17 protein-coding genes, 2 tRNA genes, 1 other RNA gene and 1 pseudogene are annotated in these 23263 nt (G+C 54.9%); 11 read left to right on the top strand and 10 right to left on the bottom strand.

Annotated features, from left to right (window positions below; all coding sequences use genetic code 11):
* Position 1: 1 nt before the first annotated feature.
* A complete protein-coding gene (gene narL, locus LRS40_RS16960; protein ID WP_142489844.1) occupies positions 2 to 652 on the bottom strand; it encodes a two-component system response regulator NarL in 651 nt (216 codons plus the stop codon).
* Positions 645 to 2441, bottom strand: a complete 1797-nt coding sequence (narX, locus tag LRS40_RS16965) for a nitrate/nitrite two-component system sensor histidine kinase NarX (protein ID WP_142489843.1) — start codon at positions 2439 to 2441, stop codon at positions 645 to 647. The genes narL and narX overlap by 8 nt, the downstream gene beginning before the upstream one ends.
* Before the next feature lie 309 nt (positions 2442 to 2750).
* Here narX and LRS40_RS16970 point away from each other — a divergent pair, with 309 nt between their 5' ends.
* From LRS40_RS16970 to narI, 5 genes are all read left to right on the top strand, one after another.
* Positions 2751 to 4145, top strand: a complete 1395-nt coding sequence (locus LRS40_RS16970) for a NarK family nitrate/nitrite MFS transporter (RefSeq protein ID WP_156263977.1) — start codon at positions 2751 to 2753, stop codon at positions 4143 to 4145.
* A 380-nt stretch (positions 4146 to 4525) separates the two neighbouring features.
* Positions 4526 to 8269, top strand: coding sequence for a nitrate reductase subunit alpha (locus tag LRS40_RS16975; protein WP_142489841.1), 3744 nt, complete (start codon positions 4526 to 4528; stop codon positions 8267 to 8269).
* Complete coding sequence (gene narH, locus LRS40_RS16980; RefSeq protein ID WP_142489840.1) at positions 8266 to 9801, top strand: nitrate reductase subunit beta; 1536 nt, start codon at positions 8266 to 8268, stop codon at positions 9799 to 9801. Before LRS40_RS16975 ends, narH begins: the two co-directional genes overlap by 4 nt.
* A complete protein-coding gene (gene narJ / locus LRS40_RS16985) occupies positions 9798 to 10508 on the top strand; it encodes a nitrate reductase molybdenum cofactor assembly chaperone (RefSeq protein WP_231312151.1) in 711 nt (236 codons plus the stop codon). Before narH ends, narJ begins: the two co-directional genes overlap by 4 nt.
* Positions 10508 to 11185: a respiratory nitrate reductase subunit gamma gene (narI, locus tag LRS40_RS16990; RefSeq protein ID WP_106993195.1), complete on the top strand. Its 678-nt coding sequence runs from the start codon at positions 10508 to 10510 to the stop codon at positions 11183 to 11185. The genes narJ and narI overlap by 1 nt, the downstream gene beginning before the upstream one ends.
* Here the strand turns inward: narI and LRS40_RS16995 are convergent.
* A pseudogene (locus LRS40_RS16995) lies at positions 11182 to 12077 on the bottom strand (DMT family transporter). The gene narI and the pseudogene LRS40_RS16995 overlap by 4 nt on opposite strands.
* A gap of 107 nt (positions 12078 to 12184) precedes the next feature.
* Between LRS40_RS16995 and LRS40_RS17000 the strand changes: the two are divergent.
* Positions 12185 to 12628, top strand: a complete 444-nt coding sequence (locus LRS40_RS17000) for an Lrp/AsnC family transcriptional regulator (protein WP_142489838.1) — start codon at positions 12185 to 12187, stop codon at positions 12626 to 12628.
* Positions 12629 to 12783: 155 nt separating this feature from the next.
* Here the strand turns inward: LRS40_RS17000 and LRS40_RS17005 are convergent.
* From LRS40_RS17005 to LRS40_RS17025, 5 genes are all read right to left on the bottom strand, one after another.
* A non-coding RNA gene (locus LRS40_RS17005) (RtT sRNA) lies at positions 12784 to 12910 on the bottom strand.
* A gap of 45 nt (positions 12911 to 12955) precedes the next feature.
* Positions 12956 to 13040, bottom strand: a tRNA-Tyr gene (locus tag LRS40_RS17010).
* A gap of 35 nt (positions 13041 to 13075) precedes the next feature.
* Positions 13076 to 13160, bottom strand: a tRNA-Tyr gene (locus LRS40_RS17015).
* 156 nt (positions 13161 to 13316) lie between these two features.
* Complete coding sequence (gene purU / locus LRS40_RS17020) at positions 13317 to 14159, bottom strand: formyltetrahydrofolate deformylase (protein ID WP_142489837.1); 843 nt, start codon at positions 14157 to 14159, stop codon at positions 13317 to 13319.
* Positions 14160 to 14205: 46 nt separating this feature from the next.
* A complete protein-coding gene (locus LRS40_RS17025) occupies positions 14206 to 14664 on the bottom strand; it encodes a YchJ family protein (protein WP_142489836.1) in 459 nt (152 codons plus the stop codon).
* Positions 14665 to 14778: 114 nt separating this feature from the next.
* Between LRS40_RS17025 and rssA the strand changes: the two genes are divergently transcribed.
* From rssA to galU, 3 genes are all read left to right on the top strand, one after another.
* Entirely contained in the window at positions 14779 to 15681 is a 903-nt protein-coding gene (gene rssA / locus LRS40_RS17030; protein ID WP_142489835.1) for a patatin-like phospholipase RssA, read from the top strand.
* 92 nt (positions 15682 to 15773) lie between these two features.
* Positions 15774 to 16787, top strand: a complete 1014-nt coding sequence (rssB, locus tag LRS40_RS17035) for a two-component system response regulator RssB (RefSeq protein ID WP_142490111.1) — start codon at positions 15774 to 15776, stop codon at positions 16785 to 16787.
* 201 nt (positions 16788 to 16988) lie between these two features.
* Complete coding sequence (gene galU, locus LRS40_RS17040; protein ID WP_142489834.1) at positions 16989 to 17897, top strand: UTP--glucose-1-phosphate uridylyltransferase GalU; 909 nt, start codon at positions 16989 to 16991, stop codon at positions 17895 to 17897.
* Positions 17898 to 18097: 200 nt separating this feature from the next.
* Here the strand turns inward: galU and hns are convergent, their stop codons facing one another.
* Positions 18098 to 18511, bottom strand: a complete 414-nt coding sequence (gene hns, locus LRS40_RS17045; RefSeq protein WP_039030686.1) for a histone-like nucleoid-structuring protein H-NS — start codon at positions 18509 to 18511, stop codon at positions 18098 to 18100.
* A gap of 542 nt (positions 18512 to 19053) precedes the next feature.
* Between hns and LRS40_RS17050 the strand changes: the two genes are divergently transcribed.
* Together LRS40_RS17050 and tdk are read left to right on the top strand one after the other, a co-directional pair.
* Positions 19054 to 19751, top strand: a protein-coding gene (locus LRS40_RS17050) for an IS1-like element IS1B family transposase (protein WP_095033700.1) whose coding sequence is annotated in 2 segments (ribosomal slippage) — positions 19054 to 19303 and positions 19303 to 19751 — 699 coding nt in all. Because the reading frame shifts where the segments join, the coding sequence is not laid out codon by codon here.
* Positions 19752 to 19835: 84 nt separating this feature from the next.
* The gene (tdk, locus tag LRS40_RS17055; protein WP_231312152.1) at positions 19836 to 20450 is read left to right on the top strand and encodes a thymidine kinase; all 615 of its coding nucleotides are present in this window, start codon (positions 19836 to 19838) and stop codon (positions 20448 to 20450) included.
* Between the two features lie 82 nt (positions 20451 to 20532).
* Here the strand turns inward: tdk and adhE are convergent, their stop codons facing one another.
* Positions 20533 to 23214: a bifunctional acetaldehyde-CoA/alcohol dehydrogenase gene (adhE, locus tag LRS40_RS17060; protein ID WP_231312153.1), complete on the bottom strand. Its 2682-nt coding sequence runs from the start codon at positions 23212 to 23214 to the stop codon at positions 20533 to 20535.
* Positions 23215 to 23263 lie beyond the last annotated feature (49 nt).

Consider the following 23263-nt stretch of genomic DNA (forward strand, 5'->3'; position numbering starts at 1 on the left):
CTCAGAAAATGCGTTCCTGATGTACCCACACCGCGGCTTCCACCCGTGATTTCAGCTTCATCTTCTTCAGCATATGTTTCACGTGCACTTTGACCGTGCTTTCGGTGATATCGAGACGGCGGGCGATCATCTTGTTCGGCAGACCCTGGGCAATCAGCTTGAGGATATCGCGCTCACGCGGGGTCAGTTGGCTGACGTCGCGGTCGGAGGTGGCGCGGTTGGCGCGCAGGCTGGCCGCCAGCACCGGGGTCAGGGCTTCGCTCAGCACCATGTCACCGGCCGCCGCCTGCTGCAGGGATTTCAGCAACTCTTCCGGCTCCATGTCTTTTAACAGGTAGCCATCGGCGCCGCGTTTCAGGGCGGTGACCACGTCCTCTTCATGATTGGAGACGCTGAACACCACCACCCGCCCGGAAAGCGATTTTTCGCGCAGCCTGTCCAGGGTTTCGAGGCCGTTCATGCCGGGCATATTGAGGTCGAGCAGGATCAAATCAGGATCGAGAGCCTCGGCCAGTTCAATGCCCTGTTCCCCGTTGCTTGCCTCGCCCACGACGGTGATATCCGACGCCATGCTGATAAGTTGTTTTACGCCGGTGCGCAGCATCGGATGGTCGTCGATCAACAGGATTGTTGCCGGCTCCTGATTAGACATGGTGTTCTCCTTGGGCAGTGAAAAGAGGCTTTTCGGGAATAAAGGTGACGATAACGTCCGTTCCGCCAGATTCACCTGGGCGAACCTGACAATCTCCACGCAGACTTTGTGCGCGGTCGCGCATAATAATCAGACCGTAGTGGTTACTTCTTTCGGCGTTTGCCGGTATGCCGCAGCCGTTGTCGCGCACCACCAGTTTGACCTGATTATCGTGTTGGCTCACGGTGAGTGAGACCGCCGTCGCTCCGGAATGCTTCAGCGCGTTGCTCAACGCTTCGCGGGCGATCTGCAGCAGATGGATGGCCTGGTGCGAGGGCACAAACCGCGGCGGCAGCTGGTAGTCCAGCGACACGGTAAAGCCGAGTCGGGCGCTGAACTCCTGGCAACTGGCCTCCAGCGCAGGCCGCAAGCCGGGCTCCGTCAGCTGCAGGCGGAAGGTGGTCAGCAGTTCACGCAGCTGCACCCAGGAGGTGTTCAGCTCGTTGCGGATCTGGCTTAACAGCTGTTTGCTGCTCTCCGGCAGGTCGGTATCCTGCATCTGCAGACAGCTGACCTGCATCTTCATGCAGGAGAGCGACTGGGCGATGGAGTCGTGCAGCTCCCGGGCAATGGTGGCGCGCTCTTCCATCACAATCAGCTGCTGCTGTTTTTCCTGATGGCGATCGAGCGCCAGGGTGGCGGTCAGCTGCTCCACAAGGGTGTCGACCAGCTGCTGCTGATCGTGGCTCAGATGGCGTCCGGCGGGCAGGGTCGCCAGTAAAATGCCGTACTGCGTCAGGTTATCCGCCAGCCGCCACTTCAGGGTCGTGCCGCTGGTGGTCAGCGGCGGCAGGCCGCGCGGACAGAGATGGCAGCCGATTTCATCGCAGCTCATATCTGACTGACAGGTAAATTCCTGATGATTCTCTTCATCTTCCAGGTCATACACCCGCAGCTCGATATCGTGCAGCAGGGTCAGATTTTGCAACCCGTTGAGCACCGGCGAGAGCCGCTCGCACATCGGCACCTGCGAGTGCAGACGGCGGTTAGCCTGCCAGAGGAAGGAGAGGATCTCGTTTTTCTGCTCCAGCCCGGCGGTTTTTTCCCGCACCCGCTGTTCCAGCACCGCGTAGCTTTCAGCCAGCTCGCCGGACATGGTGTTCAGCGCTTCGCCGAGCATGGCCATTTCGTTGCGCCCGTTGATGTGCGCGCGCTGGGTAAAATCGCGCTGGGTGACGGCGCGGGCTACCGCCAGCAGTTGCCGCCAGGGGTGCAGCAGCCTGGCGCGTAGCCAGAGAATGGTGAATATCAGCAGCAGCGCCATAAACAGCACCATCAGCCGCTGCATCAGTACCACCCGCTCAATACGTTGTTCGGTGCTGCGATCGAAGGCGGTGACCAGATTATCGAGGCGGCTGACAAAACCGGAGACATCACTGGCGACCGCGTCGGGGTTTTGCGCCTGACGGAGCCCCGGGGCCAGCTGATTTTGCCAGTAATCCTGCAGGGCTTTCAGCTGCGCCTGCTGGTTATCGCGCTGTGCCGCGCTTTGCAGTTCCGGGCTGAACGCCGTGGCGTTCATTTCATCGAGTAACGTCTGGTCTTTGGCTTCCAGCGGGATCGCCGCCAGCAGGCGGTAGCTCTGCATGCGCAGTGAACCGGCCTTGTTAATGGCGTGCGCGCTGCCCTGTACGCCCTGAACCAGCCAGCCGGAAATTGCCATTCCCGTCACCCCGATTGCGGTAGACAGCATGACAATAAGTACCAGTTGATTAACCAGCGTCAGCGGTGAAAAACAGCGTTTAAACATAGGGTAGTCTGGCTCCTGACAATGCCTGGACTCGGCAAGGGCTCTATTCTCAGGCATACCCTGGAGTATACCCATACCTAAAAAGGATTACCTACTAATTGCCATTTGTCGGACGAATGGGAGGAGGGGGTAAGCCGGGAGTAGCAGCACCGTGAAAAACCACACCTTTTTTAGCGGAATGCGCTACTCACGAGGGAGTAGCACAACTTTTCTTCGCGGAATTTGCCCACCTTCTCCTTGATTTATATCAACTTACCGCCAGCTTAAAACCCTGATCTTTGTAGCATCTTTTAAGAATCAGAGGTGTCTATGAGTCACTCAACTACCCCCGAAAGGGATTCTGGCCCGGTTATTACGGAGTGGCGTCCGGAAGATCCGGCGTTCTGGCAACAGCGCGGCCAACGTATAGCCAGTCGTAATCTTTGGATTTCCGTTCCCTGCCTGCTGCTGGCGTTTTGCGTCTGGATGTTGTTCAGCGCCGTCGCGGTTAACCTGCCAAAAGTGGGCTTCAAATTTACCACCGACCAGCTGTTTATGTTAACGGCGCTGCCGGCACTCTCCGGTGCGCTGCTGCGTGTGCCTTATGCCTTTATGGTGCCGCTGTTCGGCGGTCGCCGCTGGACCGCGTTCAGTACCGGGATCATGATTATTCCGTGTGTGTGGCTGGGCTTTGCGGTACAGGATACCTCTACTCCGTTTAGCGTCTTTGTGATTATCTCCCTGCTGTGCGGTTTTGCCGGGGCTAACTTTGCCTCCAGCATGGCCAACATCAGCTTTTTCTTCCCGAAACAGAAGCAGGGCGGGGCGCTGGGGATCAACGGCGGTCTGGGCAACATGGGCGTCAGCGTGATGCAGCTGATTGCGCCGCTGGCGATCTCGGTCTCTGTCTTTGCGGCCTTTGGCGGTGCGGGCGTTGAGCAGGCTGATGGCTCTTACCTGTTCCTGCAGAATGCCGCGTGGATCTGGGTGCCGTTCCTGGTGGTCTTAACCCTGGCCGCATGGTTCGGCATGAACGATCTGGCGGCGTCGAAAGCCTCCCTCAGCGAACAGCTGCCGGTGCTGAAGCGTGCCCACCTGTGGATCATGGCGCTGCTCTATCTGGCGACCTTCGGCTCCTTTATCGGCTTCTCCGCCGGGTTTGCGATGCTGTCAAAAACCCAGTTCCCGGACGTGCAGATCCTGCACTACGCCTTCTTCGGTCCGTTCATTGGCGCACTGGCGCGCTCCACCGGGGGGATGATCTCCGACCGTCTGGGTGGTACCCGCGTAACCCTGGTGAACTTTGTGGTGATGGCGATCTTCTGCGCCCTGCTGTTCATGACCCTGCCGGTAAACGGCGTGGGCGGTAATTTTGGCGCCTTCTTCGCGGTGTTTATGGTGCTGTTCCTGACGGCCGGGCTGGGCAGTGCTTCCACCTTCCAGATGATTTCGGTGATCTTCCGTAAGCTGACGATGGATCGCGTTAAAGCGCAGGGCGGCAACGAACAGCAGGCGATGCGTGAAGCGGCCACCGACACCGCAGCCGCGCTGGGCTTCATCTCTGCGATTGGCGCGATTGGCGGGTTCTTTATCCCTAAAGCGTTCGGCATTTCGCTGGATCTGACCGGCTCTCCGGCGGGTGCCATGAAAGTGTTCCTCGTTTTCTATATCGTCTGCGTGTTTGTCACCTGGCTGGTATATGGACGTAATTCTAATAAAAAGTAAGTAAGTGATTATCCGTTTGCGCGGCCTGGTGCCGCGCTTTTTTTATCCTGTATTTAGTTACAACATACTAAAGGCGGTACCCTCTGCCGCCGGGCAGCCACTGTGATCGCCATCGCTAATCAGGACGCTCTACCCCTTAATACCACTCTGTAAAACTTCCAGGCATACTTTTGTACGATAAATCACAAATAGACATATAAAACAGCAACTTGATGTGTTTCCTTCTGTACCGCTTTAGGGGTAGGAGAGAATTAGCCCCTCATAACATCCCCCGTTCCTCTTGATCGTTATCAATTCCCGCCATCTTTCATAGCGTTACCTTCGCTGCAAATCAGCAATGTCGATTTAGAGAGCCACAGGCTCCACACAGGAGATACCCGATGAGCAAATTTTTGGACCGGTTTCGCTACTTCAAACAGAAGGGTGAAACTTTTGCCGATGGGCACGGCCAGGTTCTGGAGACCAACCGGGACTGGGAAGACGGTTACCGTCAGCGCTGGCAGCATGACAAAGTTGTCCGTTCCACCCACGGCGTAAACTGCACCGGCTCATGCAGCTGGAAGATTTTCGTGAAAAACGGTCTGGTGACCTGGGAAATGCAGCAGACCGACTACCCGCGCACCCGCCCGGATATGCCAAACCACGAACCGCGTGGCTGCCCGCGTGGCGCCAGCTACTCCTGGTATCTCTACAGCGCTAACCGCCTGAAATATCCGCTGATGCGTAAACGCCTGATGAAAATGTGGCGTGAAGCGAAAGTGCAGCACAGCGATCCGGTTGAGGCCTGGGCCTCTATTATCGAAGACGCCGACAAAGCGAAAAGCTTCAAGCAGGCGCGCGGTCGCGGCGGTTTTGTCCGCTCCTCCTGGCAGGAAGTGAATGAGCTGATTGCCGCCTCTAACGTTTATACCGTTAAAACCTACGGCCCGGACCGTGTCGCGGGCTTCTCGCCGATCCCGGCGATGTCGATGGTCTCCTATGCGTCCGGCGCGCGTTATCTCTCCCTGATTGGCGGTACCTGCCTGAGCTTCTACGACTGGTACTGCGACCTGCCGCCTGCGTCTCCGCAGACCTGGGGCGAGCAGACCGATGTGCCAGAATCCGCTGACTGGTACAACTCCAGCTACATCATCGCCTGGGGCTCTAACGTTCCGCAGACCCGTACCCCGGACGCCCACTTCTTTACCGAAGTGCGTTACAAAGGCACCAAAACCGTTGCCGTGACCCCGGACTACGCCGAAATCGCCAAGCTGTGCGACCTGTGGCTGGCACCGAAGCAGGGTACCGATGCCGCGATGGCGCTGGCGATGGGCCACGTTATGCTGCGTGAGTTCCACCTAGACAAGCCAAGCCAGTACTTCACCGACTACGTGCGCAAATATACCGACATGCCGATGCTGGTGATGCTGGAAGAGCGTGACGGTTATTACGCCGCGGGTCGTATGCTGCGTGCCGCCGACCTGGTGGATGCGCTGGGCCAGGAAAATAATCCGGAGTGGAAAACCGTTGCCTACAACAGCAATGGCGACATGATTGCGCCGAACGGCTCTATCGGTTTCCGCTGGGGCGAGAAGGGCAAATGGAACCTTGAGCAGCGCGATGGCACGTCCGGCGAAGAGACCGAACTGCGCCTGAGCATGCTGGGCAGCCAGGACGAGATCGCCGATGTCGGCTTCCCGTACTTTGGCGGCGAAGGTTCAGAGCACTTCAACAAGGTTGAGCTGCAGAACATCCTGATGCACAAACTGCCGGTGAAACGCCTGCAGCTGGCCGATGGTACTACCGCGCTGGTGACCACCGTTTACGACCTGACCCTGGCCAACTACGGCCTGGAGCGCGGTCTGAATGATGAAAACTGCGCCACTCACTATGACGACGTAAAAGCCTACACCCCGGCATGGGCGGAGCAGATCACCGGCGTACCGCGGGCGCACATCATCCGTACCGCACGTGAATTTGCCGATAACGCCGACAAGACTCACGGTCGTTCAATGATCATCGTCGGTGCCGGTCTGAACCACTGGTATCACCTCGATATGAACTATCGCGGCCTGATCAACATGCTGATCTTCTGCGGCTGCGTCGGTCAGAGCGGCGGCGGCTGGGCACACTATGTCGGCCAGGAAAAACTGCGTCCGCAGACCGGCTGGCAGCCGCTGGCGTTTGCCCTCGACTGGCAGCGTCCGGCACGCCACATGAACAGCACCTCCTACTTCTATAACCACTCCAGCCAGTGGCGCTACGAGACGGTGACTGCCCAGGAGCTGCTGTCGCCGATGGCGGATAAATCCCGCTACAGCGGCCACCTGATCGACTTCAACGTGCGCGCAGAGCGTATGGGCTGGCTACCGTCTGCACCTCAGCTGGGAACCAACCCGCTGCGTATCGCGGAAGAGGCGAAGAAGGCGGGCATGACGCCGGTGGACTACACCGTCAAATCCCTGAAAGAGGGCTCGATTCGCTTTGCGGCGGAACAGCCTGAGAACGGTAAAAACCACCCGCGCAACCTGTTTATCTGGCGCTCAAACCTGCTGGGTTCGTCCGGTAAAGGCCACGAGTACATGCTGAAATACCTGCTCGGTACCGAAAACGGTATCCAGGGTAAAGATCTCGGCAAGCAGGGCGGCGTGAAGCCGGAAGAGGTGGAGTGGAAAGACAACGGTCTCGACGGCAAGCTGGACCTGGTGGTGACCCTGGACTTCCGTCTCTCCAGCACCTGCCTGTATTCCGACATCGTGCTGCCAACCGCCACCTGGTATGAAAAAGACGACATGAATACCTCGGATATGCATCCGTTTATTCATCCGCTGTCTGCCGCCGTTGACCCGGCCTGGGAATCGAAAAGCGACTGGGATATCTACAAAGATATCGCGAAGAAATTCTCCGAAGTCTGCGTGGGGCACCTCGGCAAAGAGACTGACGTAGTGACGCTGCCCATCCAGCACGACTCCGCTGCCGAACTGGCGCAGCCGCTGGACGTGAAGGACTGGAAAAAAGGCGAATGTGACCTGATCCCGGGCGTAACGGCGCCGCACATCATTCCGGTTGAACGTGACTATCCGGCAACCTATGAGCGCTTTACCTCTATCGGCCCGCTGATGGAAAAAATCGGTAACGGCGGGAAAGGGATTGGCTGGAACACCCAGACCGAAATGGACCTGCTGCGTAAGCTCAACTACACCAAAGCGGACGGCCCGGCCAAAGGTCAGCCAATGCTGAACACCGCGATTGATGCGGCAGAGATGATCCTGACCCTGGCCCCGGAAACCAACGGCCACGTGGCCGTGAAAGCCTGGGCAGCGCTGAGTGAATTTACCGGCCGTGACCACACGCATCTGGCGACGAATAAAGAGGAAGAGAAAATCCGCTTCCGCGATATTCAGGCCCAGCCGCGCAAAATCATCTCCAGCCCGACCTGGTCTGGTCTGGAAGATGAGCACGTCTCCTATAACGCCGGCTACACCAACGTTCACGAGCTGATCCCATGGCGTACCCTGACCGGTCGTCAGTCTCTGTATCAGGATCACCAATGGATGCGCGACTTCGGTGAAAGCCTGCTGGTTTACCGTCCGCCAATCGACACCCGTTCGGTAAAAGCCGTAATGGGCGCGAAATCCAACGGCAACCCTGAGAAGGCGCTGAACTTCCTGACGCCGCACCAGAAGTGGGGTATCCACTCCACCTACAGCGACAACCTGCTGATGCTGACCCTGTCGCGCGGTGGTCCGATTGTCTGGATGAGCGAAGCGGACGCCAAAGATCTGGGTATTGAAGATAACGACTGGATCGAAGTGTTTAACAGCAACGGTGCCCTGACGGCGCGTGCGGTAGTGAGCCAGCGTGTCCCGGCCGGGATGACCATGATGTACCACGCCCAGGAACGTATCGTTAACCTGCCGGGTTCAGAGATCACCGAGCAGCGCGGCGGGATCCACAACTCCGTGACCCGTATTACGCCGAAACCGACCCATATGATCGGCGGCTATGCGCAGCTGGCCTACGGCTTTAACTACTACGGCACCGTAGGATCGAACCGCGATGAGTTCGTGGTGGTACGTAAGATGAAGAATATTAACTGGTTAGACGGCGAAGGTAATGACCAGGTACAGGAGAGCGTAAAATGAAAATTCGTTCACAAGTCGGCATGGTGCTGAATCTGGATAAATGCATCGGCTGTCACACCTGCTCAGTCACCTGTAAAAACGTCTGGACCAGCCGGGAAGGTATGGAGTACGCCTGGTTCAACAACGTGGAAAGCAAGCCGGGCACCGGCTTCCCGACCGACTGGGAAAACCAGGAGAAGTGGAAGGGCGGCTGGATCCGTAAAATCAACGGTAAGCTGCAGCCACGCATGGGTAACCGCGCGTTGCTGCTGGGTAAAATCTTCGCAAACCCGCATCTGCCGGGCATCGACGATTACTACGAGCCGTTTGATTTTGACTACCAGAACCTGCACAACGCGCCGGAGAGTAAACACCAGCCGATTGCCCGTCCACGCTCGCTGATCACCGGTCAGCGCATGGACAAGATCACCAGCGGGCCAAACTGGGAAGAGATTCTGGGCGGCGAGTTCGAAAAACGCGCCAAAGACCAGAACTTCGACAACATGCAGAAGGCGATGTACGGCCAGTTCGAAAACACCTTCATGATGTATTTGCCGCGCCTGTGCGAACACTGCCTTAACCCGGCGTGTGTGGCGACCTGCCCGAGCGGTGCCATCTACAAGCGTGAAGAAGACGGTATCGTGCTGATCGACCAGGACAAGTGCCGCGGCTGGCGTATGTGCATTACCGGCTGCCCGTACAAAAAGATCTACTTCAACTGGAAGAGCGGTAAGTCCGAGAAGTGCATCTTCTGCTACCCGCGTATCGAAGCCGGGATGCCGACCGTCTGTTCTGAAAGCTGCGTAGGCCGTATCCGCTACCTCGGCGTGCTGCTGTACGACGCGGATGCGATTGAGAACGCGGCGAGCACCGAGAACGAGAAAGATCTCTATCAGCGTCAGCTGGACGTGTTCCTCGATCCGAACGATCCGAAAGTGATCGCTCAGGCGCTGGCAGACGGCATTCCGCAGAGCGTGATCGACGCGGCGCAGCAGTCGCCGGTCTACAAAATGGCGATGGACTGGAAGCTAGCCCTGCCGCTGCACCCGGAATACCGCACATTGCCAATGGTCTGGTACGTGCCGCCGCTGTCTCCAATTCAGTCCGCGGCGGATGCGGGCGAGCTGGGCAGCAACGGTATCCTGCCGGATGTCGAAAGCCTGCGTATCCCGGTTCAGTATCTGGCGAACCTGCTGACCGCAGGTGACACCCAGCCGGTACTGCTGGCCCTGAAACGCATGCTGGCGATGCGCCACTTCAAACGCACCGAAACCGTTGATGGCGTGATTGATACCCGTGCGCTGGAAGAGGTGGGTCTGAGCGAAGCCCAGGCCCAGGAGATGTACCGCTATCTGGCAATTGCCAACTACGAAGATCGTTTCGTGGTGCCAAGCAGCCACCGTGAGCTGGCGCGTGAAGCCTTCCCGGAGAAAAGCGGGTGTGGCTTTACCTTCGGCGATGGTTGCCACGGTTCAGACAACAAATTCAACCTGTTCAACAGCCGCCGCATCGATGCGATGGATGTGACCAGCAAAACGGAGCCGCACCAATGATTGAACTCGTCATTGTTTCGCGTCTGCTCGAGTACCCGGATGCTGCGCTTGTGCAGCATCAACAGGAACTCTTCGATGCACTCGCGTCATCGGAAAACCTGGATAAAGAGGATGCCCAGACACTGGGCGTTTTCCTCCGCGACCTGCTGGCGCGCGATCTTCTGGATGCCCAGTCTGACTACAGCCAGCTGTTCGATCGCGGCCGTGCCACGTCGCTGCTGCTGTTTGAACATGTACACGGCGAATCCCGCGATCGCGGTCAGGCGATGGTCGATCTGATGGCCCAGTACGAGCAGCACGGTTTGCATCTCGACAGCCGCGAGCTGCCGGATCACCTCCCGCTGTATCTGGAATATCTGGCGCAGTTGCCGAAAGAAGAGGCGCTGGGCGGTTTGCAGGATATCGCGCCGATCCTGGCGTTACTGGGTGCGCGTCTTCAGCAGCGTGAAAGCCGCTATGCGGTGCTGTTCGATCTGCTGGTGAAGCTGGCCAACGCCTCGGTCGACAGTGAAAAAGTGGCGGAGAAAATCGCGGATGAAGCCCGGGATGACACCCCACAGGCGCTGGATGCGGTCTGGGAAGAGGAGCAGGTGAAGTTCTTTGCTGACCAGAGCTGCGGCGAGTCGGAAATCTCTGCTCACCAGCGTCGTTTTGCCGGTGCCGTTGCCCCGCAATATTTGAATATCTCTAACGGAGGACAGCAATAATGCACTTCCTGAATATGTTCTTCTTCGATATCTATCCGTACATTGCGGGTTCGGTATTTCTGATTGGTAGCTGGCTGCGTTACGACTACGGCCAGTACACCTGGCGCGCCGCCTCAAGCCAGATGCTGGATCGCAAAGGGATGAACATGGCGTCGAACCTGTTCCACATCGGGATTCTGGGTATCTTTGCCGGCCACTTCCTGGGCATGCTGACCCCGCACTGGATGTATGAATCCTTCCTGCCGATGGACGTGAAGCAGAAGATGGCGATGATTGCCGGGGGGGCCTGCGGCGTGATGACCCTGGTGGGCGGCCTGATGCTGCTGAAGCGTCGTCTGTTCAGCCCGCGCGTGCGCGCCACCACTACCGGGGCGGATATTCTGATCCTCTCCCTGCTGATGGTGCAGTGTGCGCTGGGCCTGCTGACTATTCCGTTCTCCGCACAACACATGGACGGGAGTGAAATGCTGAAGCTGGTGGGTTGGGCGCAGTCGGTGGTGACCTTCCACGGCGGTGCGTCTGAGCATCTGGACGGCGTGGCCTTTGTTTTCCGCGTGCACCTGGTGCTGGGTATGACCCTGTTCCTGCTGTTCCCGTTCTCCCGTCTGGTGCATATCTGGAGCGCGCCTGTGGAGTACCTGACGCGCAGATATCAGATTGTGCGTGCCCGTCGCTAATCCGCTGTTTTAATCTGAACCCCGCTCTGGCGGGGTTTTTTTCGCCCCAACCCAGGTTGTTGCCCGCTGCGGCCAGCAGAATCAAGGCCCCACCGGCCAGCTGAGTGAGGCTCAGCGAGTGGCCAAACACCAGATTATCGACAATCAGCGCAACCACCGGATAGATAAACGACAGCGAGCCGATAACAGGGGTAGGGAGCTTCTGAATGGCGCTGTAGAGCAGCTGATACATGATCCCGGTGTGGACAATGCCCAGCGTCAATAAAATCCCCCACGGGAAATCGGTGGAGAAGCTCGGCATATGCGCCAGCGGCAGAAGCATCACCACGCCGGTCAGGACCTGAATAAAGGCGATATGCTGCGGCGCGAGAGTCTTTAACTTCCGCGTGATGATGGCGGTGAGGGCATAGAAGAAAGCTGCGCCCAGCGCCAGGCCGATACCGGCCAGCCATCCCGCTTCATGCCCGCCGGTCAGTTCGCTGGAGAGCAAAATAACCACGCCGCCAAAGGCGAGGAATAACCAACCCCACTTCACCAGACTCACCCGTTCGCCCAGTAGCATGCCCATCAGCACCAGCATAAAGGGCTGGGTGTTATAAACCACCGTCGACAGGCCGATAGAGATACGCTCAAAGGCGGCGAACAGCAGCAGCCAGTTCACCACCAGCGCGACGCCGCCAAAAATGGCGAGGGCCAGCGTGACTTTGGTTAACGGGCTGAAAGGCTGTTTACTGAATCGAATAAAGAGAAACAGCGCAATGGCGCCAATCAGACAGCGCCAGAACACCACTTCCGTCACCGGTAAGCCCGAGAGTAAAACAAAAGCGCCGATAGAGCCGGATATCAGCATCGCCAGGCTCATTTGCCAGGCGCCCTGTTGAATGTCACGCATCATACACCTCCTGATTAATGCCCTTATTGTTGAAAAAAAGTGTCCGGTTTTACAGCGCTGAATTAAGGTGGTAGGGGTGATTTGCTTTTATAAATTAGGTGGAAGTTATGGAATACCTTATCGATGAGATCGACCGCCGGATTCTGGCCTGTCTGGTGGAGGATGCGCGCATGTCGCTGAAGGTGTTGAGCGGTCGGGTGGGGCTCACGTCACCCAGCACGGCAGAGCGGTTAAAAAGGCTGGAGGAGCGGGGCGTCGTTCAGGGATACGGCGCCCGGGTGAACCTGGCGGCGTTAGGCTATACCCTGCAAGCGCTGGTGCGCGTGCGCCCGTTGCCGGGATTACTGCATAAGGTAGATAAATATATTCAGGCGATGCCGGAGTGTATTGAAAGCGACAAAGTGACCGGCGAGGACTGTTTTGTCATCAGGCTGGTGGTGCGCTCGATCGCGCAGCTGGATATGCTGCTGGATGGGCTGGCGGAACATGCCCAGTGCAATACGTCGATTGTGAAGAGTTCACCGGTCACCCGTCGGTTGCCACCGTTGTAGGTGGATGTCGCCGGGTGGCGGCTGCGCCTTACCCGGCCTACGGGTATGGTGCGGTTTTGTATTTTTGTAGCCCCGGTAAGCGCAGCGCCACCGGGGAAAACAGGTGTGCAGAAGCCGGATAATGGCGTTGATTTGGTTTTTTTTCAGAGAAGTGATGGTGGTGGGGGAAGGATAACTCGGCTGCGCCTCGCCCTTCGGGTCGTTGCCTGCGGCAACGCTTTCTCGCTGCGCTCGAATCGAACCTTAGTCGAAGCTTCTCATCCTTCCCTGCATCGGAAGAATATGAGGCATGGTGCGAATTTGAGGTTGAGTGCAATTTAGAAGTGATGGTGGTGGGGGAAGGATTCGAACCTTCGAAGTCGATGACGGCAGATTTACAGTCTGCTCCCTTTGGCCGCTCGGGAACCCCACCAGGGGCAATTCACATTTTGAGGTAAAGCTTGAAGATGGTGGTGGGGGAAGGATTCGAACCTTCGAAGTCGATGACGGCAGATTTACAGTCTGCTCCCTTTGGCCGCTCGGGAACCCCACCACGGGGTAATGCTTTTAATGGCCTGCTTCCTTGCGGGAAGCGGGGCGCATCATATCAAATGACGCGCCCCTGTAAAGACTTCCTTTGCTAAATTGAATCGTTTGCCTGATTTTTATGCATAAAGCCGCAAAGCTAATCAATTCATTTTATAAAGGATTAAAGAATTATCGTTCTGTTACCGTACACAAAGACACGCTGCGCCAGCACCTGATACAGCGCCCGGCTTAACACATTTTTCTCAACGTCGCGTCCGGCACGCATCATATCTTCTGCCGTGTAGGTGTGATCGACATGAATCACGTCCTGCATGATGATTGGGCCTTCATCCAGGTTGTCATTCACGTAGTGCGCCGTGGCGCCAATGATCTTCACGCCGCGTTCATACGCCTGGTGATAAGGACGCGCCCCAATAAAGGCCGGCAGGAACGAGTGGTGAATATTGATGATCTTATTCGGGAACCGCGCGACGAAGGATGGCGTCAGCACGCGCATGTATTTTGCCAGCACCACGTAATCCGGGTTATGCGCTTCGATGGCCTGCGCCATTAAATTGTCATGCTCTTCGCGGGTGTGGCCCTCATGGCTGACCAGCTCAAACGGAATATCAAAGCGCTCAACCAGGGTGCGCAGCGTCTCGTGGTTGCCAATGACCGCGGCGATCTCCACATCCAGACCGCCGTAGTTGGCTTTCATCAGCAGATCGCCCAGACAGTGGGCCTCTTTAGTGACCAGAATCACCACACGGCGACGACCGGCGGGAGTCAGCTCGCGCACGGAACCCTCCGGCAGCGCGCCGTCCAGATCGGCTAGCAGCGTCACGTCATTGAAAATCCCTTCCAGCTCGGTACGCATAAAGAAGCGGCCGGTACGGTGATCAACAAACTCGTTGTTCTGCACGATGTTAAGTTCATGCTTATAGCAGATGTTGGTAATACGGGCGATCAGCCCTTTCTGGTCGGGACAAATGGTGCGCAGCACTTTGCGTTGTGTTGATTGCATTGCCGGAAAATCCTTTGCATGTTTGCTGAAACGGTGTCGTCAGGCCTTATTGCCCGCAACACTTTTTAAATTTTTTACCTGAACCACAGGGGCAGGGGTCATTACGACCGAACTGCGGACGCGTACCATCAATATAGTACCACCGTCCGCCTTCCTTTAAGAAACGCGAGCGTTCGATGATGGCGCCCGCTTTCCCCTGCTCGGTAAAGCGGGCAACAAAACTGACAAATCCCTCGTTTTCGTCCTTGCCTACTGCCGTTTCGTACTGGGTCAGACCGGCCCATTGCGTATTCGCAAAACCGGCCTCGATCTCCTGACGAAAATCAACAGCATGGCACGATGGGTGCCAGGTCTTAACCAGGTAGTCTGCGTCCCGCATCACAAAAGCGGTATATCGGGACCGCATAAGTGAGGCCGGGTCCGGTGCAACCTGTTCACCAGTAAGATATCGCTGGCAACATAGGCTATACTCGTGAGCGCTACCGCAGGGACAGAGTTGAGACACGATGCTCTTCCTGAAACTAAAAATGAATGGCGCATTACGCCAGGGTGGCACTATGTTAACTGAGCGGTTGCAATGACGCTATGCCAGGAATCCAGGGGACGTTAAACAGGGCTAATGAGAAAAGTTAAAATCGGACTGGCGTTGGGCTCGGGAGCAGCCCGGGGCTGGTCACATATTGGTGTGATCAACGCCTTACAACGTTTAGGTATCGAAATTGATATTGTCGCAGGCTGTTCAATAGGTTCTCTGGTGGGGGCCGCTTATTCGTGTGGCAAACTCCCCGAGCTGGAAACCTGGGTACGATCCTTTAGCTACTGGGACGTCCTGCGCCTGATGGATCTCTCCTGGCAACGTGGTGGGTTATTACGCGGTGAGCGCGTCTTCAACCGTTTCCGCCAGGTTATGCCCCTGACCGAATTCTCCAGCTGCCGGATGCCTTTCGGTGCGGTTGCGACCAACCTCAGCACCGGCCGTGAAATCTGGTTCACCGAAGGCGATATCCATCTTGCCGTACGCGCCTCCTGCAGCATGCCGGGCCTGATGGCGCCGGTTCCGCACAATGGCTACTGGCTGGTGGACGGCGGCGTTGTTAATCCTGTACCGATTTCACTGACCCGCGCGATGGGGGCCGACATCGTGATTGCGGTCGATCTCCAGCATGATGCCCACCTGATGCAGCAGGACCTGATGCCGGTAAATACCCAAACGGATGATGGTGCACTTGACGATCTCGCCTGGCATGAACGCCTGCGCGGACGTCTGAGCCGTGTGGCGACGCGTAAACGGGTTGCCGCGCCAACGGCGATGGAGATTATGACCACCTCGATTCAGGTGCTGGAAAATCGCCTGAAACGCAATCGAATGGCGGGTGACCCGCCGGATATATTGATTCAACCTTTTTGTCCACAAATTTCAACGCTCGATTTCCATCGTGCAGAGGCGGCAATAACCGCTGGCGCACAGGCAGTCGAAAAGAAAATGGATGAATTATTACCTTTGGTGCGGGCTTCTGCCTGAGCACGCTTTTTTTGATTACTTCAGCAAAATCTGACAGGCGATAGTACCGATAGCATGCCACTATTGATCTATTGTCAGCGCCGGGAGAGACCATGACACAACCATTAGCCGGGAAACAAATTCTTATAGTTGAAGACGAGCCTGTTTTCCGCTCACTACTGGATTCGTGGCTTTCATCACTGGGAGCAACAACAGCACTTGCAGGGGATGGCGTCGACGCCCTGGAAAAAATGGCAGGGCTGAAGCCCGATCTTATGATTTGTGATATCGCCATGCCGCGGATGAACGGCCTGAAGCTGGTGGAACATTTACGTAACGCGGGGGATCAGATCCCCATCCTCGTTATTTCCGCGACCGAGAATATGGCCGACATCGCCAAAGCGTTGCGTCTGGGGGTGCAGGATGTCCTGCTCAAGCCGGTGAAAGATCTTAATCGCCTGCGTGAAACTGTCCTCGCGTGCCTCTATCCCAATATGTTTAATTCGCGGGTAGAAGAAGAAGAGCGACTCTTTCAGGACTGGGATGCGCTGGTTAATAACCCCACTGCGGCGGCAAAGCTTTTACAGGAATTGCAGCCTCCGGTGCAACAGAACATCTCCGGGTGCAAAGTGAATTACCGTCAGCTGATGGCCGCCGATCAACCTGGACTGGTGCTGGATATCGCCCCGTTATCCGATAACGATCTGGCATTTTATTGTCTGGATGTTACCCGGGCGGGGGATAATGGCGTGCTGGCTGCGTTATTATTACGCGCCCTGTTTAATGGCTTGCTCCAGGAACAACTTTCTCATCAGGGACAACGCCTGCCAGAGTTGGGGAGTTTACTTAAACAGGTTAACCAGCTGCTGCGTCAGGCAAGTTTACCCGGACAATTTCCGTTACTGGTCGGTTATTACCACAGCGGCCTGAAAAATTTGATTCTGGTTTCTGCCGGTCTTAATGCCACGCTTAATACTGGCGAACATCATATTCAGGTCAGCAACGGCGTTCCGTTAGGAACCTTAGGCAATACCTATCTCAATCAAATAAGCCACCGCTGCACCTCATGGCAATGTCAAATTTGGGGAACAGGAGGGCGGTTACGCTTAATGTTGTCCACGGAATAATCAGTTGGAATTTAAACGGTAGATAGCTTTACCGCCGTTTCATTGGCAATGCTACTATCGGTGCAAGTTATCATTCGTATTTATCCTAATTAAGCGGTAGCGCGTCCTTTTCAGACCCGGACTTCACCCTCCGACTGATATACTGAACGCGTTATTAATGCAGACTAAAGTTCAAAACATGAACAGTTCAGGAGAGTTTCAATGGCTGCCGTAAATTCGAAAGTGACAAAGGCCGTTATCCCGGTTGCCGGGTTGGGAACCAGGATGCTGCCAGCAACGAAGGCAATTCCAAAAGAGATGCTGCCACTCGTTGATAAGCCATTAATCCAGTATGTGGTCAACGAATGTATTGCCGCCGGCATTACTGAAATTGTGCTGGTAACACATTCATCCAAAAACTCTATCGAAAACCATTTCGATACCAGTTTTGAACTCGAAGCCATGCTGGAAAAACGTGTTAAGCGTCAGCTTCTGCAGGAAGTGCAGTCTATTTGCCCGCCGCACGTTACTATTATGCAGGTTCGTCAGGGGCTGGCAAAAGGTCTGGGCCATGCGGTGCTGTGTGCTCATCCGGTTGTAGGTAACGAGCCGGTGGCGGTTATTTTACCGGACGTTATTCTCGACGAGTTTGAATCCGATCTGTCTCAGGATAACCTGGCAGAAATGATTAAGCGTTTCGATGAAACCGGCAGCAGCCAGATTATGGTTGAGCCGGTTGAAGATGTGACCGCATACGGCGTTGTAGACTGCAAAGGCGTGGAGATGAACCCGGGCGACAGCGTGCCTATGGTGGGCGTGGTTGAGAAGCCAAAAGCCGACGTAGCGCCATCTAATCTGGCTGTGGTGGGGCGTTATGTCCTGAGCGCAGAGATTTGGCCGCTGCTGGCGAAAACGCCTCCAGGCGCCGGAGATGAGATCCAGCTGACCGACGGCATCGACATGCTGATCGAAAAAGAGACCGTTGAAGCCTACCATATGAAAGGTAAGAGCCATGACTGCGGTAATAAACTCGGTTACATGCAGGCCTTTGTTGAATATGGTATTCGCCACCAGTCACTGGGTGAGGAATTTAAAGACTGGCTGAAAGATACGCTGGACATTAAAAACTAACCAGGCGCTGATGCGCTAAGCAAAAACCGGTGATAGCCTGGCTACACCGGTTTTTTTATGCGCTTTTGAAAGGGGCTCGGGCTCAGAGGAATAGTAGAGGCTAAAATTTATATGACAGCATGTAACCGAATGTCACACCGTATAAAATACAGGCATAAAAAATCCCGCATTAAGCGGGATTTTTCGGACAACTTGCTAACTTATTCCTGAATCAGGAAGTCGTCCAGTTGTTTACCTTGCTCGTCCATGGCTTTTTTGATAACAGCTGGAGTACGACCCTGGCCAGTCCAGGTTTTAGATTCGCCGTTCTCATCGATGTAGCTATATTTAGCCGGGCGTGCAGCACGTTTAGCTTTGGTGCCTGTTTTAGCGGCAGCCATGCTGTTCAGCAATTCGTTTGGATCAATACCATCAGCGATCAGCATTTCACGATATTGCTGCAGTTTACGAGTACGTTCTTCGATCTCAGCAGCCGCGGCGTTTTCTTCTTCACGACGCTCATTAACCACGACTTCTAATTTCTCCAGCATTTCTTCAAGCGTTTCCAGAGTACATTCTCTCGCCTGGGCACGAAGAGTACGGATGTTGTTCAGAATTTTAAGTGCTTCGCTCATTGTAGTAATCTCAAACTTATAATGTGGGGGGGTTGTTGAAGTAATAATAGAGGCATAAATTGATATATGCAATAGGTCAGAATGTAAGGAATTCAAAAAACACCTAATATTTGTCACTATTATTAATATCGTTAACTTAAATTCCAGCGGCGAAAAGAGGGCTACGTTATCAACAGATGTGTAGTAAACCTGACGGCTAACTCTTTTTTTGTGGGTAATTTTATCTGCGATTATTGTTACTCAGGATAAATATCAACCTTTCGTATTAGTACTGGAAACACGGTTGACCGCTCAAACAGTTAATTATTCCTGCCGCATTTTTGACTCTGTTAGTCCATTAAAATAATATATTTTTCCTGAACTTACCGATTTTAAAGCCGTTATTCATTTGATGTTTTAACCTGCCTTTGCCGCTGCCTGTTGTATATCCAGGCAGGGAAACAATGCCCCGAACTGCCGACAAAGCGCGCTGTAGCACGGAAGACCAGGTGATGCTGCCAACTTACTGATTTAGTGTATGATGGTGTTTTTGAGGTGCTCCAGTGGCTTCTGTTTCTATCAGCTGTCCCTCCTGTTCAGCTACTGACGGGGTGGTGCGTAACGGCAAAAGCACTGCCGGACATCAGCGCTATCTCTGCTCTCACTGCCGTAAAACATGGCAACTGCAGTTCACTTACACCGCTTCTCAACCCGGTACGCACCAGAAAATCATTGATATGGCCATGAATGGCGTTGGATGCCGGGCAACCGCCCGCATTATGGGCGTTGGCCTCAACACGATTTTCCGCCATTTAAAAAACTCAGGCCGCAGTCGGTAACCTCGCGCATACAGCCGGGCAGTGACGTCATCGTCTGCGCGGAAATGGACGAACAGTGGGGATACGTCGGGGCTAAATCGCGCCAGCGCTGGCTGTTTTACGCGTATGACAGGCTCCGGAAGACGGTTGTTGCGCACGTATTCGGTGAACGCACTATGGCGACGCTGGGGCGTCTTATGAGCCTGCTGTCACCCTTTGACGTGGTGATATGGATGACGGATGGCTGGCCGCTGTATGAATCCCGCCTGAAGGGAAAGCTGCACGTAATCAGCAAGCGATATACGCAGCGAATTGAGCGGCATAACCTGAATCTGAGGCAGCACCTGGCACGGCTGGGACGGAAGTCGCTGTCGTTCTCAAAATCGGTGGAGCTGCATGACAAAGTCATCGGGCATTATCTGAACATAAAACACTATCAATAAGTTGGAGTCATTACCGAAGACCAGACAAAATATGGTACAATCGCGCATCGGTAATAATACACATTGATTAGGGTTTAACGGCCAATGGCACAACTGTATTTCTACTATTCAGCAATGAACGCAGGTAAGTCGACCGCATTACTGCAATCCTCCTACAATTACCAGGAGCGCGGGATGCAGACCCTGGTATACACCGCAGAGATTGACGATCGTTTCGGTAGCGGAAAGGTTAGCTCGCGAATTGGTCTCTCGTCACCGGCAAAGCTATATAACCCACAAACCAATCTGCTGGAAGAGATCCGCGCAGAGGTTGCTACTCAGGCTGTGCATTGTGTGCTGGTGGATGAGAGCCAGTTTTTAACGCGCCAGCAGGTGCGTGAGTTATCAGAAGTGGTCGACGAACTGGATATTCCGGTGCTCTGTTATGGCCTGCGTACTGATTTTCGCGGCGAGCTGTTTATTGGCAGTCAGTATTTACTGGCCTGGTCGGATAAACTGGTTGAATTGAAAACCATCTGTTTCTGCGGCCGTAAAGCGAGTATGGTGCTGCGTCTCGATCAGGCTGGCAAACCCTACGCGGAAGGCGAGCAGGTAGTGATTGGCGGCAATGAGCGCTATGTCTCCGTGTGCCGTAAGCATTATAAAGAAGCGCTGGTTGTAGGCTCTCTGACGGCCATTCAGGATGCCTGTCGTCGTTAACGACGCTATTTCATCTCTCTGTTATCCCTGGAGCACAGACATAAAAAAACCCGCCGGAGCGGGTTTTTTATTTAGCGATTAATTAAGCGCTTTTCTTCGCTTTCTTTTCCGCTTTGACTACGACGTCTACAGCAGGTGCAGCCGATGCCGGTACGCCTTCAGAGTATTCACGGCCGTAGTAAGTATCCAGCAGGATCTGTTTCAGCTCTGCGATCAGTGGGTAGCGCGGGTTCGCACCAGTACACTGGTCATCAAAGGCATCTTCAGACAGCTTGTCAACGTGTGCCAGGAAGTCAGCTTCCTGAACGCCCGCTTCACGGATAGACTTAGGAATACCCAGTTCCGCTTTGATGCTATCCAGCCATGCCAGCAGCTTCTCGATCTTCGCAGCAGTGCGGTCACCAGGTGCGCTCAGGCCCAGGTGGTCAGCGATTTCTGCATAGCGACGACGAGCCTGCGGACGGTCGTACTGGCTGAATGCGGTCTGCTTAGTCGGGTTGTCGTTAGCGTTGTAACGGATAACGTTAGAAATCAGCAGGGCGTTCGCCAGACCGTGAGGAATGTGGAACTGAGAGCCCAGCTTGTGCGCCATGGAGTGACACACACCCAAGAAGGCGTTAGCAAACGCGATACCGGCAATGGTGGCAGCACTGTGTACACGCTCACGGGCAACCGGGTTTTTAGAGCCTTCGTTGTAAGACGCTGGCAGGTTCTCTTTCAGCAGTTTAAGCGCCTGCAGAGCCTGGCCGTCAGAGAACTCAGAGGCCAGTACGGAAACGTAAGCTTCCAGGGCGTGAGTTACTGCATCCAGACCACCGAACGCACAGAGTGATTTCGGCATATCCATAACCAGGTTGGCGTCAACAATCGCCATATCCGGGGTCAGCGCATAGTCTGCCAGTGGGTATTTCTGACCGGTTGCATCGTCGGTTACAACGGCAAACGGCGTCACTTCAGAACCGGTACCGGAAGTGGTGGTGACGGCGATCATTTTCGCTTTCACGCCCATTTTCGGGAACTTGTAGATACGTTTACGGATATCCATAAAGCGCAGCGCCAGCTCTTCGAAGTGCGTTTCCGGGTGTTCGTACATGACCCACATGATTTTGGCTGCATCCATTGGGGAGCCGCCGCCCAGCGCGATGATCACGTCTGGTTTGAAGGAGTTTGCCAGCTCTGCACCTTTGCGAACAACGGTCAGGGTTGGGTCAGCTTCTACTTCGAAGAACACTTCAGTTTCCACACCAGCAGCTTTCAGCACAGAGGTGATCTGGTCTGCGTAGCCGTTGTTGAACAGGAAACGGTCGGTCACGATGAGCGCACGTTTGTGGCCATCAGTAATCACTTCATCCAGCGCGATTGGCAGAGAGCCGCGGCGGAAGTAGATAGATTTCGGAAGTTTATGCCACAACATGTTTTCAGCTCGCTTAGCAACGGTTTTCTTGTTGATCAGGTGCTTAGGACCAACGTTCTCAGAGATGGAGTTACCACCCCATGAACCACAACCCAGAGTCAGGGAAGGCGCGAGTTTAAAGTTATACAGATCACCGATACCACCCTGAGAAGCAGGGGTGTTGATCAGGATACGTGCAGTTTTCATCATCTGGCCGAAGTGCGCGACACGTTCAGGCTGGTTATCCTGGTCGGTGTACAGGCAGGAGGTATGACCGATACCGCCCATGGCGACCAGTTTCTCTGCTTTAACGACCGCGTCTTCGAAATCTTTCGCGCGGTACATTGCCAGCGTCGGAGACAGTTTTTCGTGAGCAAACGGCTCGCTCTCGTCAACGACACTCACTTCACCAATCAGGATCTTAGTGGTAGCCGGAACGGTGAAGCCTGCCAGTTCAGCGATTTTGTACGCTGGCTGACCTACGATGGCGGCGTTCAGTGCGCCATTTTTCAGAATGATATCCTGAACGGCTTTCAGCTCTTTGCCCTGCAGCAGATAGCCGCCGTGGCTGGCGAAACGTTCGCGAACGGCATCGTATGCGGAGTCAACAACCACAACGGACTGCTCGGAAGCACAGATAACGCCGTTGTCGAAGGTTTTAGACATCAGTACGGATGCAACAGCACGTTTGATATCGGCGGTTTCGTCGATAACAACCGGGGTGTTACCTGCACCTACGCCGATAGCCGGTTTACCGGAGCTATACGCGGCTTTAACCATGCCTGGACCACCGGTCGCAAGGATCAGGTTAATGTCAGGGTGGTGCATCAGTGCGTTAGACAGCTCCACAGAAGGTTGATCGATCCAGCCGATCAGATCTTTCGGTGCACCTGCAGCGATCGCCGCTTGCAGAACGATATCGGCCGCTTTGTTGGTCGCATCTTTAGCACGTGGGTGTGGAGAGAAAATGATTGCGTTACGCGTCTTCAGGCTGATGAGCGATTTGAAGATAGCAGTAGAAGTTGGGTTGGTTGTCGGAACGATACCGCAGATGATACCGATAGGTTCTGCAATGGTGATGGTACCGAAAGTGTCATCTTCAGACAGGACGCCGCAAGTCTTCTCATCTTTATAGGCGTTGTAGATATACTCAGAAGCGAAGTGGTTTTTAATCACTTTATCTTCAACGATACCCATACCGGATTCGGCAACGGCCATTTTAGCGAGAGGGATTCGAGCATCTGCAGCAGCCAGAGCGGCGGCGCGGAAGATTTTATCAACCTGTTCTTGGGTGAAATTGGCATATTCACGCTGGGCTTTTTTTACGCGCTCTACAAGTGCGTTAAGCTCTGCGACATTAGTAACAGCCATAATGCTCTCCTGATAATGTTAAACTCTTTTAGTAAATCAGCTGCTCGAC

The sequence above is a fragment of the Leclercia sp. G3L genome (assembly GCF_021117075.1).
GTDB classification, from domain to species: Bacteria; Pseudomonadota; Gammaproteobacteria; order Enterobacterales; family Enterobacteriaceae; genus Enterobacter; species Enterobacter adecarboxylatus_C.

Coding starts and splice junctions, on each gene's coding strand:
- narH (WP_142489840.1), top strand. CDS start 8,266: ATGAAAATTCGTTCACAAGTCGGCATGGTGCTGAATCTGGATAAATGC.
- tdk (WP_231312152.1), top strand. CDS start 19,836: ATGGCACAACTGTATTTCTACTATTCAGCAATGAACGCAGGTAAGTCG.
- LRS40_RS17000 (WP_142489838.1), top strand. CDS start 12,185: ATGGAATACCTTATCGATGAGATCGACCGCCGGATTCTGGCCTGTCTG.
- purU (WP_142489837.1), bottom strand. CDS start 14,159: ATGCAATCAACACAACGCAAAGTGCTGCGCACCATTTGTCCCGACCAG.
- narI (WP_106993195.1), top strand. CDS start 10,508: ATGCACTTCCTGAATATGTTCTTCTTCGATATCTATCCGTACATTGCG.
- narJ (WP_231312151.1), top strand. CDS start 9,798: ATGATTGAACTCGTCATTGTTTCGCGTCTGCTCGAGTACCCGGATGCT.
- narX (WP_142489843.1), bottom strand. CDS start 2,441: ATGTTTAAACGCTGTTTTTCACCGCTGACGCTGGTTAATCAACTGGTA.
- hns (WP_039030686.1), bottom strand. CDS start 18,511: ATGAGCGAAGCACTTAAAATTCTGAACAACATCCGTACTCTTCGTGCC.
- LRS40_RS16970 (WP_156263977.1), top strand. CDS start 2,751: ATGAGTCACTCAACTACCCCCGAAAGGGATTCTGGCCCGGTTATTACG.
- rssB (WP_142490111.1), top strand. CDS start 15,774: ATGACACAACCATTAGCCGGGAAACAAATTCTTATAGTTGAAGACGAG.
- LRS40_RS16975 (WP_142489841.1), top strand. CDS start 4,526: ATGAGCAAATTTTTGGACCGGTTTCGCTACTTCAAACAGAAGGGTGAA.
- galU (WP_142489834.1), top strand. CDS start 16,989: ATGGCTGCCGTAAATTCGAAAGTGACAAAGGCCGTTATCCCGGTTGCC.
- adhE (WP_231312153.1), bottom strand. CDS start 23,214: ATGGCTGTTACTAATGTCGCAGAGCTTAACGCACTTGTAGAGCGCGTA.
- rssA (WP_142489835.1), top strand. CDS start 14,779: ATGAGAAAAGTTAAAATCGGACTGGCGTTGGGCTCGGGAGCAGCCCGG.
- narL (WP_142489844.1), bottom strand. CDS start 652: ATGTCTAATCAGGAGCCGGCAACAATCCTGTTGATCGACGACCATCCG.